Source organism: Streptosporangium sp. NPDC000095 (assembly GCF_042899335.1).
Lineage (GTDB): Bacteria > Actinomycetota > Actinomycetes > Streptosporangiales > Streptosporangiaceae > Streptosporangium.
This window is the reverse complement of record NZ_JBIAZS010000007.1, coordinates 1-15,270: the sequence shown is the minus strand read 5'-3', so window position 1 is coordinate 15,270 and position 15,270 is coordinate 1. Positions and strand designations below refer to the sequence as shown.

Annotated in this window: 13 protein-coding genes; 8 read left to right on the top strand and 5 right to left on the bottom strand. The window is 70.2% G+C overall.

Annotation, left to right across the window (positions count from 1 at the left end):
- Positions 1 to 20: 20 nt before the first annotated feature.
- Positions 21 to 275: an acyl carrier protein gene (locus ACFY3V_RS17350; protein ID WP_362906583.1), complete on the bottom strand. Its 255-nt coding sequence runs from the start codon at positions 273 to 275 to the stop codon at positions 21 to 23.
- A 64-nt stretch (positions 276 to 339) separates the two neighbouring features.
- The gene (locus ACFY3V_RS17345; RefSeq protein ID WP_350949578.1) at positions 340 to 1,614 is read right to left on the bottom strand and encodes a beta-ketoacyl-[acyl-carrier-protein] synthase family protein; all 1,275 of its coding nucleotides are present in this window, start codon (positions 1,612 to 1,614) and stop codon (positions 340 to 342) included.
- A 754-nt stretch (positions 1,615 to 2,368) separates the two neighbouring features.
- Between ACFY3V_RS17345 and ACFY3V_RS17340 the strand changes: the two genes are divergently transcribed.
- Positions 2,369 to 4,555 (top strand): BTAD domain-containing putative transcriptional regulator, encoded by a 2,187-nt coding sequence (locus tag ACFY3V_RS17340; RefSeq protein WP_389774741.1) that lies wholly within the window; start codon positions 2,369 to 2,371, stop codon positions 4,553 to 4,555.
- On the opposite strand, the gene ACFY3V_RS17335 is transcribed toward ACFY3V_RS17340, so the two are convergent.
- Positions 4,501 to 5,214, bottom strand: coding sequence for a class I SAM-dependent methyltransferase (locus ACFY3V_RS17335; RefSeq protein WP_362906579.1), 714 nt, complete (start codon positions 5,212 to 5,214; stop codon positions 4,501 to 4,503). The genes ACFY3V_RS17340 and ACFY3V_RS17335 overlap by 55 nt on opposite strands.
- Before the next feature lie 13 nt (positions 5,215 to 5,227).
- Positions 5,228 to 6,538, bottom strand: a complete 1,311-nt coding sequence (locus tag ACFY3V_RS17330) for an activator-dependent family glycosyltransferase (protein ID WP_389774289.1) — start codon at positions 6,536 to 6,538, stop codon at positions 5,228 to 5,230.
- Positions 6,539 to 6,740: 202 nt separating this feature from the next.
- Between ACFY3V_RS17330 and rfbA the strand changes: the two genes are divergently transcribed.
- From rfbA to ACFY3V_RS17295, 7 genes are all read left to right on the top strand, one after another.
- Positions 6,741 to 7,613, top strand: coding sequence for a glucose-1-phosphate thymidylyltransferase RfbA (gene rfbA / locus ACFY3V_RS17325; RefSeq protein ID WP_362906575.1), 873 nt, complete (start codon positions 6,741 to 6,743; stop codon positions 7,611 to 7,613).
- 22 nt (positions 7,614 to 7,635) lie between these two features.
- Complete coding sequence (gene rfbB, locus ACFY3V_RS17320; RefSeq protein ID WP_389774285.1) at positions 7,636 to 8,667, top strand: dTDP-glucose 4,6-dehydratase; 1,032 nt, start codon at positions 7,636 to 7,638, stop codon at positions 8,665 to 8,667.
- A gap of 339 nt (positions 8,668 to 9,006) precedes the next feature.
- Positions 9,007 to 9,801 carry an NAD-dependent epimerase/dehydratase family protein gene (locus tag ACFY3V_RS17315; protein ID WP_362906571.1) on the top strand — a complete coding sequence of 265 codons (795 nt, stop codon included), beginning with the start codon at positions 9,007 to 9,009 and terminating at the stop codon, positions 9,799 to 9,801.
- Between the two features lie 28 nt (positions 9,802 to 9,829).
- Positions 9,830 to 10,870 carry a ketoacyl-ACP synthase III family protein gene (locus ACFY3V_RS17310; RefSeq protein WP_350949585.1) on the top strand — a complete coding sequence of 347 codons (1,041 nt, stop codon included), beginning with the start codon at positions 9,830 to 9,832 and terminating at the stop codon, positions 10,868 to 10,870.
- A 32-nt stretch (positions 10,871 to 10,902) separates the two neighbouring features.
- The gene (locus tag ACFY3V_RS17305; protein ID WP_389774280.1) at positions 10,903 to 12,081 is read left to right on the top strand and encodes an acyl-CoA dehydrogenase family protein; all 1,179 of its coding nucleotides are present in this window, start codon (positions 10,903 to 10,905) and stop codon (positions 12,079 to 12,081) included.
- Positions 12,078 to 13,589 (top strand): amino acid adenylation domain-containing protein, encoded by a 1,512-nt coding sequence (locus tag ACFY3V_RS17300; protein WP_362906565.1) that lies wholly within the window; start codon positions 12,078 to 12,080, stop codon positions 13,587 to 13,589. The genes ACFY3V_RS17305 and ACFY3V_RS17300 overlap by 4 nt, the downstream gene beginning before the upstream one ends.
- Before the next feature lie 14 nt (positions 13,590 to 13,603).
- Complete coding sequence (locus tag ACFY3V_RS17295; protein ID WP_350949588.1) at positions 13,604 to 13,867, top strand: phosphopantetheine-binding protein; 264 nt, start codon at positions 13,604 to 13,606, stop codon at positions 13,865 to 13,867.
- 210 nt (positions 13,868 to 14,077) lie between these two features.
- Here ACFY3V_RS17295 and ACFY3V_RS17290 read toward each other — a convergent pair.
- The coding region (locus ACFY3V_RS17290; protein WP_389774276.1) for an activator-dependent family glycosyltransferase at positions 14,078 to 15,270 on the bottom strand (1,193 nt) is incomplete at its 5' end.

The window sequence follows — 15,270 nt, the reverse complement described above, 5'->3', positions numbered from 1 at the left end:
TTCGGGAACTCGTTGCGCGGTCAATTCGACCCCGCGGAGAGTTCGACGAAGTCAAGAAAGTCCTGGACCGTCCTTATGCGCGCCAGGTCCTCTTCCGGAATCTCCACCCCGGTCTGCTCCTGCATGGAGAAGGCGACCTCGACGACGGCCAGGGAATCGAGTGCGAGGTCGTCGGTGAACGACTTTTCTGGCAATACCCGCTCTGCGGGCACGCCCGCGACCCTCTCCACGATGTCGGCCAAATTCGAGAGCATTTCCTGCTGCTTGGTAGACATTTTCTGAAATCCCTTCACGGTCACACCGGACGGCTTTTCTGACTTTTCACGCCGGTCAGAGTGATCAGTCCCGCCAGCGGCGCAGGACCAGAACCGCGTTGTGGCCGCCGAATCCGAAGGAGTTGCTGACGGCCACGTCGGCCGCGTGCTCCTGGGCCCGGTGCGCGACGAAGTTCATCTCCGGGTCCTCCGGGTCGTCGCAGTTGACGGTGGGCGGGACGATCCCGGTGCGTACGGCCTCCATCGCGATCATCGCCTCGACGGCGCCGGCCGCCCCCAGCATGTGACCCGTCATGCTCTTCGTCGAACTCACCGGCACGGACGTGGCCCGCTCGGCGAACACCCGGCGGATCACCTTGATCTCGGCGGTGTCGTTCATCCGGGTCCCGGTGCCGTGCGCGTTGACGTAGCCGACCTCGGCGGGGGTGACTCCCGCGTCCCGGAGCGCGAGACGCACCGCCCGCTCGACGGCCACCCCCTCCGGATGCGGGCTGGTCAGGTTGTGGGCGTCCGTGGTGGCCGCGTATCCCGCCACCTCCCCGTACACGCGGGCCTGGCGCGCGAGGGCGTGTTCCTCGCTCTCCAGCACCAGGATCCCGGCGCCCGCGCTCATCACGAACCCGTCGCGACCGGTGTCGAACGGCCTGCTGGCGGCGCGCGGGTCTCCGGAGCGGCGCGACAGCGCCCTCGCCCTGGCCGCGGCGGCGATGTCGAAGGGGGTGATGGTGTCGTCGGCGCCCCCCGCCAGGACGACGTCCGCCTCACCGAGCCGGATCAGCCGCATCGCCTCGCCGACGCAGGTCGCCCCGGTCGCGCAGGCGGTCGCCGTGCAGGCGGCGGGCCCCTGCGCGCCGACGTGCAGGGCCACCTCGGAGGCGACCGTGACGACGCCCGTGGAGGTGAAGGTGTACGGGCTCAGTGCCATGAACCCGCGCTCGGCGAACGCGGCGCCGGCGTCCACGACGGCGGCGCTCGCGCCGCAGGCCGTGCCCACCGTCACCCCGAGCCTCGGCGCGAGCCCGGCGTCGACGTCGAGCTTGGCGTCCCTCAGCGCGAGGGTGGCGGCGACCAGGGCGAGGTGCGCCGGTCTCGTGGTGCGGCGCACCAGCGAGGCCGGGAGCCACACCCCGGGGTCGAAGTCCAGGACCTGGCCGCCGATGCCCACCGGGAGCCCCGAGGTGTCAATTCCAGAAAGCTCGCGAATACCGCTTCCGCCCTGGATCAGATTCGACCACGCGGTTTCCCAGCCCACCCCGAACGGGGAAATGACTCCGTAACCGGTGACGACCACCCTCTTGAGCGGCGCACCTCGCGGAGAACGAATGTCGTCGATGACCACCAGCGCCTCACCGGGAAGTTCGGGAATCCGATGCCGGGCTCGACGGTAACCGAGACCAGTGGATTCGTCACCGCCTCGGATACGCTTTTCAGGTGCGAGCGGTGAAAAAACTCCTATTACACGGAGGTGCCGTCTCACAAGACCCGGCCGGGTTTTACCTGCCGGTGAGGGCGGGGCCGCCGGCGGTTTCCCGGCCACTTCCCGTCTTGTTTTCCCGGCTGATTTCCGCCGCTTCCCGCACGTTCTCGGCCCGCACCCTCGACGCCCCTCGGCCCGCACCCTCGACGCCCCTCGGCCCGCACCCTCGACGCCCCTCGGCCCGCACCCTCGACGTCCTTTCGACGCCCTCTCGCTCGTTCCCCCGTGCTCCCTCGGCCGCCCTTTCGCGCCCGGCGCCCCGGCCGCGCGGTCGTCCCCCGGACGCTCCTCGTCCACACCCGTCCCGCGACCCCGGGATGAGCGAGATCGCTCCCGGGCGGCGCGCCCGTCCCGCGGTTCTTCGCCTGGCATGACACGATGTCCCGCCAGCGAGACATCTGCTTACGGGATTGACCTGAGTTCGTCCAGAAACTCCTGTGACGCAGGTAACAATAGTGTCACCCGAGGAACCTCCCTTGCCGACCCTTCGTTTCCACAGATATGGCTATATGCGTAGGTCCAACCGTTTGATCCTGAGCGCACACTCAGGAGGGCCTTTCATCGCGTCTCTAGGCGGGCTGAGACTGGGAGAGCGTTGTTGAACGACCTGGTACAGGTGCACCTGCTCGGGCCGGTGCGTGCAACGCGGGGCGATCACGAACTTGACCTGGGGTCTCCGACCCAGCGAGCGCTGTTCGCGGCACTGGCCACGCGCCCCGGAACCACTCTTAGCCGACAGGAGTTAATCAATGCGGTATGGGGCCCAAATCCTCCCATAACTGTCGAAAGCAGCATTTATACCTATGTAGCTCGCCTTCGACGTACTTTTGAGCCGAAAAGGCCACGAAGGGCGCCCTCCGGACTCCTGGTCGCCGACGCCAACGGCTACCTGCTCCAGCTCGACGCGCGCAAGATAGACGTCCAGGTCTTCGAGAAGCACCTGGAGGACGTACGAGAGCTTCAACGGTCCGGCCCCTGGCCCGAGGCGGTGAAGAGGCTGGAGGCGGCGCTCGCCCTGTGGCGCGGGCCGGCGTTCGGCGGCGCGGTCGGCCCTCTCGCCGACACCGAGCGGATCCGCCTGGACGAGCTGCGCGTCACCGCCATCGAGGACCGCGCGCAGCTCCTGCTGGAGGCCGACCGCGCCACCGAGATCATCAGCGACCTCTCCAGCCTCGTCAGGACCCATCCCATGCGGGAGCGGCTCCACCACCTGCTCATGGTGGCCCACTACCGCTGCGGGCGCCGGGCGGACGCGCTGAAGCAGTTCCACAGCGTGCGGCGCCTGCTCATCAGGGAGCTGGGCATCGAGCCCGGCGAGGACCTGCGCAGGTGCCACGACCAGATCCTGAACGGCACCCTCCGCTCCCCCGCCCCGGCCCCCGACTCCCCGGTGACACTCTCCTCCCCCGACAACGCCCTCCCACCGGCGTTCGCGCCGCCCCCCGCCCAGCTGCCCCGCGACATCCCCGGATTCACCGGCCGGCTCAGGGAGCTGGAACGGCTGGAGGGGTTCGTCACGGCGGCAGACCGGCTGGACGAGGCCGGACTCATCCTGATCAGCGGTGCTCCCGGGGTGGGCAAGTCTGCGCTCGCCCTGCGCTTCGCCCGCAGTCTGACCGAGCGCTTCGACGGAGGCCAGCTCCACCTCGACCTGCGGGGCTTCTCCAACACGGCCCAGCCGATGATGCCGGCCGAAGCCCTCGACCACCTGCTGGCCGGGCTGGGAAGCACTCCCAAACCCTCCGAGGACCTCCAGGTCCGCTCCAGCCGCTACCGGAGCCTGGTGGCGGGCAAGCGGATCCTCATCGTGCTGGACAACGCCAGGTCGGCCGAGCAGGTGCGTCCGCTGCTCCCCGGCGACCCGTCGTGCCTGGTGCTGGTCACGAGCAGGAACAGGCTGTCGGGGCTCACCACCCGCGACGGCGCCCTCAGGATGACGCTCGACCTCATGCCGAAGGAGGACGCGGCCACCTTGGTGAGGCACGTCATCAGGCAGGCGAACGGGTACGCGGAGCATCCCCTCGTCCACCGGCTCTGCCAGGTCGGCGACCACCTGCCGATCGCCCTGCGGATCGCGGCGGAGCGGATGACGAGCCGTTTTCACGGCGGGCTCACCAGCGTCGGCCAGACGCCGCCGGGACGCGAGGACCTGCTGGAGAGCCAGGACGTCGAGTGCGACGAGCAGTCGTCCATGCGTTCGGTGTTCTCCTCCTCCTACCTGGCGCTGCCCAACGACGCCGCGGAGATGTTCCGCCTCATGAGCCTGCACGAAGGCCCGACGTTCGACCTGACGACGGCCGCCGTCACGGCGGACGTCGACGTGCACCGGGCGAGACAGAGCGTCGACTACCTACTGAGCGGGCATCTGCTGAGGATCACGCCGGACAACCGGCTCCGGTTCCACGACGGCATGCTGCGCGCGTACGCCAAGGACCGCGCCGTGGCCGAGATGCCCTACCAGACGAGGCGGGCCGCCGTCTCGCGGTTCCTCGGCCACTACGTACGGACCGCGGACATCGCGCTGCGCCTGCTGTATCCGGGGCGCTGTCCCGTCATCCCACCCCTCCCCGCACCCCAGGGGGTGCCGCGCCCGCGCTTCGAATGCCCCGAGCAGGCGAGGAACTGGCTGGAGACGGAACTGCCCAACCTCACCGTCGCCGCGCGGCAGGCCCAGGCCTACGGCGTGTCCCACGCCAAGGAACGGCTCCCGCCCCTCATCCAGAACTTCCTGCACGCCCGGCCCGAGGCTCATACGAGCGTCCCGGCGAACAGCCCGCGTCCCGAGGGGCCGCCCTCGATGTAGTCCACCCGCAGTTTCGCCCCGGTGAAGGCGTCCTCGTACTGCTCCCGGGTGAACAGGGTGTTCACGTGGGTGACGGTGAAGTGCCGGACGGGGGTGGCCGCGTCGGCCACCACGTAGTGGACCTCCATCACGCTCGCGTCGCCCTCGCGCACCGTACGCGAGACCCTGGCCAGCGTGCGCCCCTCCACGGTGACCACGTCCCCGGCCACGTAGCCGGGCAGGAAGCGTTCGGGAAACCACCACGGCTCGACGACGAGAACCCCGCCGGGCACCAGGTGGGCCGCCATCCGCCCGATCGCCGCCGCGAGCTCCCGCTCGTCGCGCATGTAGGCGATGGAGCTGAACATGCAGGTGACCGCGTCGAAGGCGCGGCCGAGCGCGAAGTCGCGCATGTCGCCCTGGTGCGCGACGACCCCGGGGATCCGCGTCCTCGCCACGGCCAGCATGTCCGCCGACAGCTCCAGCCCCTCGACGTGGTCGAAGAGTTCGGCGAAGAACCTCAGGTGCGACCCGGTCCCGCACGCCACGTCCAGCAGCGCGGCCGCCGTGGGGAGCCGTTCGCGGATCAGCTCCGCGACGGTCGCCGCCTCGGCCGCGTAGTCCTTGCCCCGCCCCGCGTAGATCGCGTCGTAGACGTCCGCCAGCTCGGCCTCGTACATGCCCCTCCCCTTCTCAGCGGCCGGCGGCCGGGACCGCGGCACGGTAGGTCTCGACGAGGGCCTCGATGCCGGCCGCCACCTCCGCGGGGGCCGGCATCGCGTTCATCTCGTCGCGGATCCTGCGCGACTCCTCGGCGAAGGACGGCTCTTCGAGCAGCCGCAGCAGTGCCTGCCGCACGCCGGCGCCGGTCGCCTCGCTGCTGTGCATCGTCAGGCCCGCCCCCTGCTCGGCGAGGTAGCGCGCCCGCAGCGGCTCGTCGAACAGGTTGGGCAGGACGAGCTGGGGGACCCCGCTCGCCAGCGTCGTGAAGAACGTGCCGCTCCCGCCGTGGTCGATCACCGCCGTACAGGTCGGCAGCAGCGCGTGCAGGGGGACGAAGCTCACCAGCCGCACGTTGTCCGGCACCCGCTCCAGCTGCGCCTGGTGGTGCTCCGGCAGGGTGGCGACGATCTCCACGTCGAGGTCGGCGAGCCCGTCGAGGATCTCCTGGACCGGCACCAGATAGCCGTCCAGGTTCTCCACCGAGGTGGTCCCCAGCGTCAGGCAGACCCGCGGCCGCTCGGGCGCGACCCGCAGCCAGGGCGGGATCACCGCGCGGTCGTTGTACGGGATGAACCGGACCGGGACCCGGTGCGGCTCCGGCCCCGCGGCCGGGTCGGGCGGCAGCTCCAGGGAGGGCGGTGTGTAGTCGATGGTGAAATGACCGGTGGTCATCTCCTCGGAGAACTCCACGCCGAACCTGCGGCCGTGCGCGGCGATCCACGCCTGCAGCATGTCCTCGCGCTCCTGCGGCGGCTGCTCCGCCTTCGCCCGCAGGTAGTGGCCGCGCATCCGGCCGAACAGGTCCAGGCTCCACATGAACCGCGCGTGGACCGCTCCGCACGCCTTCGCCGCGATCGGCCCGGCGTAGGTCACCGGCTCCCAGATGACCAGGTCGGGCTCCCACTTCCGGCAGTACTCGACGAGTCCGTCGATCATGGGTTCGTTGACCAGGCGGCACCACCAGGGGACGAACTGGGCGTATCCCCGCTTGAAGTGCTCCCAGGTGAGCTGCTCGGGGTGGTCGTCCGCCATGTCGAAGAAGGGCACCGCCCTCTTGTGCTTCTTGCGGGGGTCGAAGAAGCCGAACGCCCGGTTGGCCCGCCACAGGCTGTGGTCCCTGCCCACCGGCACCGCGGTCAGCCCCGACCGGGTGATCACGTCGGTCAGGTCCGGCTGGCTCGCGACCCGCACCTCGTGCCCCTCGGCCTGCAGCGCCCACGCCAGCGGAACCATGACCAGGAAATGCGACTTCTCAGCGTAGGTTGCGAACAGAATACGCATACTCGTCCTTCCGGGCGCGCGAACGCGGAGTGGCGAAGGCCGTGCCCCGTCGCGACAGGTTTCCGACGGGACACACTCCAACCCCTATCACATTTGTTCCGCCAAAAGGCAATACCATTTTGCGGGACGGCGGGGGTTGATTTCCTGAGGAGCTCGAACAGTAGTCTCAGGCACCGCCGCAGACAAAAACGCAGGAGCTCCGATGAAAGGCATAGTCCTTGCCGGAGGAAACGGGACGCGTTTGCATCCGCTGACCCTCGCGACCTCCAAGCAGTTGCTTCCCATCTACGACAAGCCGATGATTTACTATCCCATCGCGGTGCTGATGCTGGCACAGATACGCGACATCCTCATTATTTCCACGCCGGACACCCTTCCGTCACTGCACGCGCTTCTGGGTGACGGGTCGCACGTGGGGGTGAACTTCACCTACGTGCCGCAACGGGAACCGCGCGGCATCGCGGAGGCGTTTCTGCTGGGCGACTCGCACATCGACGGGGATCCCTGCGCGCTCGTGCTGGGAGACAACCTCTTTCACGGCGCGGGCTTTCCCGACCTGCTGCGCAGGGCCCGGGAGGAACTGGACGGCTGCGTCATGTTCGGCTACCCGGTGAGCGATCCCGAGCGGTACGGCATCGGGGAGCTGGACGCCGAGGGCAGGCTGGTCTCCATCGAGGAGAAGCCGAGCGTTCCCCGCTCCGACCAGGCCATCACCGGCCTGTACTTCTACGACAAGCAGGTCGTGGACATCGCCAGGGAGCAGCGGCCCTCGGGCCGCGGCGAGCTGGAGATCACCGACGTCAACCGGGTCTACCTGGAGCAGGGCAAGGCGAGACTGCTGCCGCTGGGACGGGGCTTCACCTGGCTGGACGCCGGGACGCACCAGTCCCTGCTCGAGGCGAGCCAGTACGTGCAGATCCTCGAACGCCGCCAGGGGGTGCGGGTCGCCTGCCTGGAGGAGATCGCCCTGCGCATGGGATTCATCGACGCCGAGGCGTGCTACCACCGGGGCACCGAGATGAGGCAGTCGGCATACGGCCGGTACGTCATGGACATCGCTCGATCACTCGCGTGACTGACAGCAAAGGTGCAGGCAAATGCGGATCTTGGTCACTGGCGGTGCCGGATTCATCGGCTCGAACTTCGTCCGGCGCACGCTCTCCGGCGCCTACGAGGGGTTCGAGGACGTCCGGGTCGTCATCGTGGACAAGCTGACCTACGCGGGAACCATGGAGAGCCTGTCCACCGTCGCCGACGACCCCCGGCTGGAGTTCGTCGAGGGGGACATCTGCGACGCCTCGCTGATGGCGCGGGTGATGAAGGGCGTCTCCCTCGTCGTGCACTTCGCCGCAGAGACCCACGTCGACCGGTCGATCGACAGCGGCGCCGACTTCGTCGCGACCAACGTGGTGGGCACCCAGACGCTGCTCGAGGCCTCCCTGCGCGCCGGGGTGGGGAAGTTCGTGCTCGTCTCCACGGACGAGGTCTACGGGTCCATCGAGTCGGGCTCGTGGGTGGAGAGCCACCCGCTGGAGCCCAACTCCCCCTACTCCGCCTCGAAGGCGGCGGCCGACCTGCTGGCGCGGGCGTTCTCCAGGACCTACCGCTTCCCCGTCTCGATCACCCGCTGCCCCAACAACTACGGCCCCTACCAGTTCCCCGAGAAGGTGATCCCGCTGTTCGTCACCAACCTCCTGGACGGGGAGCGCGTGCCGCTGTACGGCGACGGCCTGCACGTGCGCGAGTGGACGCACGTCGACGACCACTGCCGGGGGATCGCCCTGGTCGCCTGGAGGGGCAGGCCCGGTGAGATCTACAACATCGGGGGCAACGCCGAGCTGACGAACCGGGAGCTGACCCGGGCGCTGCTGGACATCGCCGGAGCGGACTGGTCCATGGTCAGGCAGGTGGAGGACCGCCCGGGGCACGACCGCCGATACTCGGTCGACAGCTCGAAGATCACCGCCGAGCTGGGCTACCGGCCGCTCACCCCCTTCGCGGAGGGTCTGGCGGCGACGGCTCGCTGGTACGCGGACAACCGCAGCTGGTGGGAGCCGTTGAAGAAGGAGAGGGCCGCCTCGGTCGCCGCGGACCTCGGACCCGGCGCGGACGTGCCGGCCGGCCCGTGACCCGGCGCGAAGGCGCACGACCGCGCCGTCCGGGACCCGGCGCGAAGACGCGCCGTCGCGCTCCCCCGGCACCCCCGGCAGCCGGTGCGAAGACCCACCGGGGCGCGCACTCCCGGACCCCGCGGGAACCACTTCCGCCAACGCCCCCGGCACGCGATCCGAAGCGCGGCGAAGGCCGCGGAATTCCCATTGACCGCCCCGGAACCCGTATCTGTCTCGCTGGCGGGACAAACGGCCTCCGGCCGCGGGGAGCGGGGAGCTTTCTTATTACACGCGTCGCTATATGGTGACGAACGGAACCGATACGTTAACCTCCAGAGCTGGAAAGCGGTGCTGGGAATGGAGATCATCGGAAATGGTTTTCTCGCGAGACATCTGCGGCCGATCAGCGACGCACACCCGGAGATGACGATTCTCGCCGCCGGGGTGTCTCTGTGGAAGAATTCCGATTCCGACTACGAACGGGAAACCGCTCTGGTCGAGGAGACGATCACAAAGAGCCTTCGCCAGGACCGGATACTCGTCTTTTTCTCGACCGCCTCGATGAGCATGTACGGCGGTCCCGGCTGCCGTGGCCGCGAGGACGAACCCGTGGAACCCGTGACCCCGTACGGATGGCACAAGCTCGCGCTGGAGCGGCGGATCCAGGACTCGGGGGTGCGCCACCTCATCCTGCGGCTCGGCTATGTCGTCGGCCCGCACGTCCCGGCGAACCGGTTGATCCCTTCCCTCATCGAGCAGATCCGCTCCGACAACCTCACGATGTACCGCAGCGCGCGCAGGGACCTGATCGACATCACCGACTGGGTGCGGGTCATCGACATGCTGCTGGCCGAGCGGATCACCCAGGAGGTGGTCAACGTCGCCACCGGCGAGTCCGTGCCGATCAAGCTGATCGTCGACCACCTCGAGTCGCGCCTGGGCGTCACGGCCCGCAGGCAGATCATCGACGAGGGCACGTCCCATCACATATCCGTGGAGAAGCTGCGGAGGCTGGTGCCCGCGGTGAAGGAGATGGACTTCGGTCCCGACTACCACAGGACCGTGATCGACCGCTATCTGGAGGCGACCTCCCAGCTGCGGGACGGGTCACCGGAGTTGCGGCCCACCGGCTCCTCGCGCCGGCCGGCGTGAGGAGCCGGGCGAGCAGAAAGGTACGCCATTGCGCACACCGGAGGTCTTCGTCAGGGGGATCGGCGCGTTCGTCCCCCCGACGGTAAGCGTGGAGTCGGCGGTCGCCGACGGGTTGTGCTCCGCCGAGCACGCCAAGGTCCACGACATGCTGGGGGCGGCGGTCGCCGGTGACATCCCCGCTCCCGAGATGGCGCTGCGGGCGGCGCGGGAGGCGATCGGACGCGGCGGGGCCGACGCCGGGGACCTCGGGTTGCTGCTGTACGCCGATGTCTGGCACCAGGGCCCCGACGGCTGGTCGCCGCAGTACTACCTGCAGCGTCATCTCGTCGGCGGCGACCTGCTCGCCCTTGAGGTGCGTCAGGGGTGCAACGGCGTGCTCAGTGCCCTGGAGCTGGCCGGGGGGTTCATGGCGGGCGATCCGCGTCGGCGCGACGCGCTGATCGTCACGGCCGACAACTTCGGCACCGCCCGGATGGACCGGTGGTGCTCGGGTCCCGACTTCGTCCTCGGCGACGCGGGAAGCGCCGTGGTGCTCAGCCGTGAGACCGGCTTCGCCCGGCTGCTCTCGGTGAGCTCGATCTCCGTCCCCGAGGCCGAGGAACTGCACCGCGCGGGCACTCCGCTCTTCCCTCCGAGCGCCACCACCGGTGAGGCCGTCGACTTCAGCGCGCGTGCCGAGGAGTTCGGCCGCATGTGCTCCGTCGACGGTGACCTGGCGCTCGCCTGGGTCATCGTGCAGCAGCGGATGATGCGGGTCCTCGGCCGCACCCTGTCCGAGGCCGGCATCACGGCGAACGATCTCACCCGGACCGTGTTCACCAGCCTCTCCCCCGAGGCCGTCGAGCACCGCTGGATGTCGGTCCTCCGGATGCCCATGTCGAAGTCCAGCTGGGACTACGCCAGGACCGTCGGCCATCTCGGCGCGAGCGACCACCTCGTCTCCCTGGACCACCTGCTGTCGACCGGGCAGCTCGGCCCCGGCGACCACGTGCTCCTGGGGGGCATCGGTCCCGGCGTCACCATCTCGTGCGCGGTCCTGGAGATCCTCAGCACTCCCCCGTGGATCTAGGGGGAGCCGTCTCGGAAGGGGAGGACCGGTTCATGGAGTTCGGTCTCACCGGCGCGCGCCGCGAGCGGCGCGACGCGATGTTCGACGGCGCGCGCAAGCGCCTCCACGACGCGTCGGGGCCGTCATCGGAGCAACTGTCGGCGCCACCGTCTGAGTCGCCGTCGCGGCCGTTCACCCGCGAGCGCTGGCGCGCCGTCGCCGAACTGGGCGCCACCGGCCTGTGCCTGCCCGGGGAACACGGCGGCGGCGGCCTCGGCGCCCTGGACACCGCGCTGTGCCTGGAGGCCCTGTCCGAGGGGTGCGGCGACACCGGCCTCGCCTTCGCGGTCTCGGCGCACCTGCTGGCCTGCTGCGTCGCGATCCGCGACAACGCCGGCGAGGAGGTGCGCGCGGAGCTGCTCCCCGGCCTCGCCTCGGGGGAGCTGATCGCGGCCAACGCGATGACCGAGGACGAGGCCGGATCCGACGTGAGCAGGCTCGCCACCACCGCCCAGCGCGACGGCGACCACTACGTGCTCGACGGCGTGAAGTCCTTCGCCAGCAACGCCCCGATGGCCGACGTCCTCGTCACGTACGCCGTCACCGATCCCGCCCTCGGTTTCCTCGGCATCAGCGCCTTCGCGGTGCCCCGCGACCTGCCGGGGGTCCGGGTGGGCGAGCCGATGGCGAAGATGGGCCTCGACAGCTGCCCGGCCGGGCGGGTGGAGTTCTCCGGGTGCCGGGTCCCCGCCAGGTTCAGGCTCGGCCCTGAGGGCGGCGGAAGCACCGTCTTCCAGGGCTCGATGGCGTGGGAGCGGGCGTGCCTGCCCGCCGTCTACCTCGGGATGATGGAGGAGCAACTGCGCCGGGCGGTGGAACACGCCCGTGCGCGGCGCCAGTTCGGCCGCGCGCTGGGCGACTTCCAGGCGGTCTCGCACCGGCTGGTCACGATGAAGCAGCGGCTGGAGGGAGCCAGGCTCCTGCTTTATCGGGCGTGCTGGGCGCTGGACGAGAAGGACCCCGACGCCGCCACCGCGGCGGCGCTGTCGAAGATCGCCGTCTCGGAGGCGGCCGTGGCGAGCAGCCTCGACGCGATCCAGATATTCGGCGCCACCGGTTATCTCGGCGCCGCGGGCGTCGAACGCCAGCTGCGCGACGCGGTGCCGAGCACGATCTTCTCCGGTACGACGGAGATACAGCGGGAACTCGTCGCGAGAGGGCTCGGACTGTGAGCCTGCACCGGCTGCTCATCGACAGCGCCTCCCGCTTCCCCGACAACCTGGCCGTCGCGGGCCCGGCGGGCGAGATGCGCTACGCCGAGCTCGACCGCCGGGCCGACGTCCTGGCGCACGCGCTGTCCCGCGAGGGTGTGCGGCCCGGCGACCGCGTCGTGATCTGGGCGGAGAAGTCACCGCTCGCCGTCGTGGCGATGCAGGCCGTGCTGCGCCTGGGCGCCGCCTACGTGCCGGCCGGCGAGACGACGCCGGTGGCCCGGGTCGCCGCCATGGTCCGCGACTGCCGCCCCCGGGCCGTCTGCGGCTCCGGCGACCGGCTGCGGCGACTCGTCAAGGACCTGGAGGCGGACGTGCGCGCCGTGGACCTCGACGAGCACTCCGGCGAACACCCCGACGAGCACCCCGGCGAGCACCGTGACCGGGTGCGGCCCGTCGACCATCCGGTCGACCCCGACGACCTGGCGTACGTGCTCTACACCTCCGGCTCGACCGGAACTCCCAAGGGGGTGTGTGTCAGCCACCGCGCCGCCCGCGCCTTCGTGGACTGGGCGGCGGCCGAGCTGGACGCGCGGCCGGACGACCGGTTCGCCAACCACGCGCCCTTCACCTTCGACCTGTCGGTGCTCGACCTGTACGCGGCGTTCTCCGCGGGGGCGGCGGTCTGCCTCGTCCCGTCCGAGCTCGCCTACGCCCCCGCCAGGATGGTGGACTTCCTGCACCGCGAGCGCGTCAGCGTCTGGTACTCGGTGCCGTCCGCGCTCACCCTGATGATGCGGGACGGCGGCCTGCTCGACAGGCCCGCGCCCGGCGCGCTGCGGGCGCTGCTCTTCGCGGGCGAGCCCTTCCCGATCGGGGGGGTCCGCGACCTGGCGGGCTGGACCCGCGCACGGCTGCTCAACCTCTACGGCCCGACCGAGACCAACGTCTGCACCTTCCACGAGGTCGTCCCCGGCGACCTGACCCGCGACCGCTCGGTGCCCATCGGCCGCGCGGCCTGCGGCGACACGGTTCGGGTGACGCGGCCCGACGGCGGGGAGGCGCGCCCCGGCGAGGAGGGCGAGCTGGTCGTGGAGGGGCCCACCGTGATGCGGGGCTACTGGGGTGCCGCGCCGCAGCGCGGCCCGTACCGCACCGGCGACATGGTGCGGGTGCTCGCCGACGGATCGCTCGACTACCTCGGCCGCCGCGACCACATGGTGAAGGTACGCGGCCACCGGGTGGAGCTCGGCGAGGTCGAGGCCGTCCTCGGCGGTCACCCCGAGGTGGCCGACGTCGCCGTGATCGTCGGCGGCGAGGGCGCCGACGCGCGGCTCCACGCGTTCGTGGTGCCCGTACGCGACAGGACACCGGGCGTGCTGAGCCTCAAGCGGCACAGCGCGGAACGACTCCCGCCCTACATGATCGCCGACGAGTTCCACTTCGTCGGCGAGCTGCCCAGAACCCGCAACGGGAAGATCGACCGGGCCGCACTGGGCTCGGAGACCACGCCGTATGGCCGGCTGTGAAGGAGACGACCATCATGACCACCACCGACCTGTCCGAGCGGGAGATATCGGACCGGCTGATCGCCTTCATCAGGGAGCGGTTCCTGTCGGGGGATCCGCAGGGAGAGCTGGACGAGGACACCCCGCTGCTGGAGTGGGGGATCCTCAACTCGCTCAACACCGCCATCCTGGTGAGTCACATCCGCGACGAGATGGGGATCGACGTGGCGTTCGAGATGATGGATCCCCGGGCCTTCAAGAGCGTCCGCGGCATCGCCTCCGCGCTGCGGCTGCTCTGAGCCTCTCCCGGGTTTGAGGACCTCCGTCGCCCTGTTCGATTTCGATCCTCGCGACCTGCGTCTCCGGCACCGGAACCGGCTGACGATGCCGGACGTGGGCCGACCGTGATCGGGCAACGAGATCTTGAGGGCCGGGGTTCTCCCGTCGCGTCGCGGTCGAGCGGCGCGGGGACCGACGCTTCACCCACCGGGTGCCCCGGCCTCGCGGCCTCAGCCGGTCCCCGTGCCGCCGCGGTGGTGGGCGGTGAGTCTTTCCAGTTCGGGGACGAGGTCGTTGGGGGTGGGCATGGTGTGCATCTCCTCGCGGAGCCGTGCGGCGGCGTGGGTGTAGGAGGGGTCGCCGAGCAGGCGCAGCAGGTCCTCGCGCACCCGGGCTCCGGTGGCCTCGCCACCGCGCACCACCAGCCCCGCCCCCAGCCCGGCCAGCCGCTCGGCCCGGAGCCCGTCGTCGAACATGAACGGCTCGATCAGCTGCGGCACCCCCTGCCCCGCCATGGTGAGGAACGTGCCGGTCCCCCCGTGACTGATCACCGCGGAGCAGGTGGGGGCGAGGGCGTGCAGGGGGACGAAGGAGACGAGGCGGGTGTTGGTGGGGATGTGGTGGAGTTCGGCCTGTTGTTTTTCGGGGAGGGTGGCGATGATCTCGATGTCGAGGTCGGCGAGGTGGGTGAGGATGTCTTGGACGGGGACGGAGTAGCCGTCGAGGCGTTCGGTGGCGGAGGTGCCGAGGGTGAGGCAGATTCGGGGTTTGGTGGGTGGGGTGTGGAGCCAGGGGGGGATGACGGCGGTGCCGTTGTAGGGGATGTAGCGCAGCGGCAGGTAGGTGTGGGGCAGGTCCAGGCGTAGTGAGGTGGGGGTGTAGTCGATGGTGAAGTGACCGCTCGTCATGTCCTCGGAGAAGGTGGTGCCGACCTTGGCGGCGCGGGCGGTGAGCCACTGGGCGAGCACGTCCTGCCGGTCGCCGGGCGGCTGCTGCTCCTTGACGCGCAGGTAGTGGCCGCGCATGCGGGCGAACAGGTCGAGCCCCCACATGAAGCGGGCGTGCGCGGCCCCGGTCGCCTTCGCCGCGATCGCGCCGGCGTAGCTGAGCGGCTCCCAGATGACCAGGTCGGGTTTCCAGTGCCGGCAGAAGTCGGTGAGCTCCACGATCATCGGATCGTTCACCACCCGCCACCACCACGGCACCACGCCGCCGTAGCCCCACTTGAGGTGTTCCCAGGTGAGGATCTCGGGGCGGTTCTCGGCCATGTCGAAGACGGGCGCGCCGGGCGCGACGTGCTCGCGCGTCCGGGAGAGACGCCGCAGCTCGTGGTCCCTGCCGACGGGCACCGCGGTGAGGCCGGCGCCGGTGATGACGTCGGTGAGCTCCGGCTGGCTCGCCACCCGCACCTCGTGACCGGCGT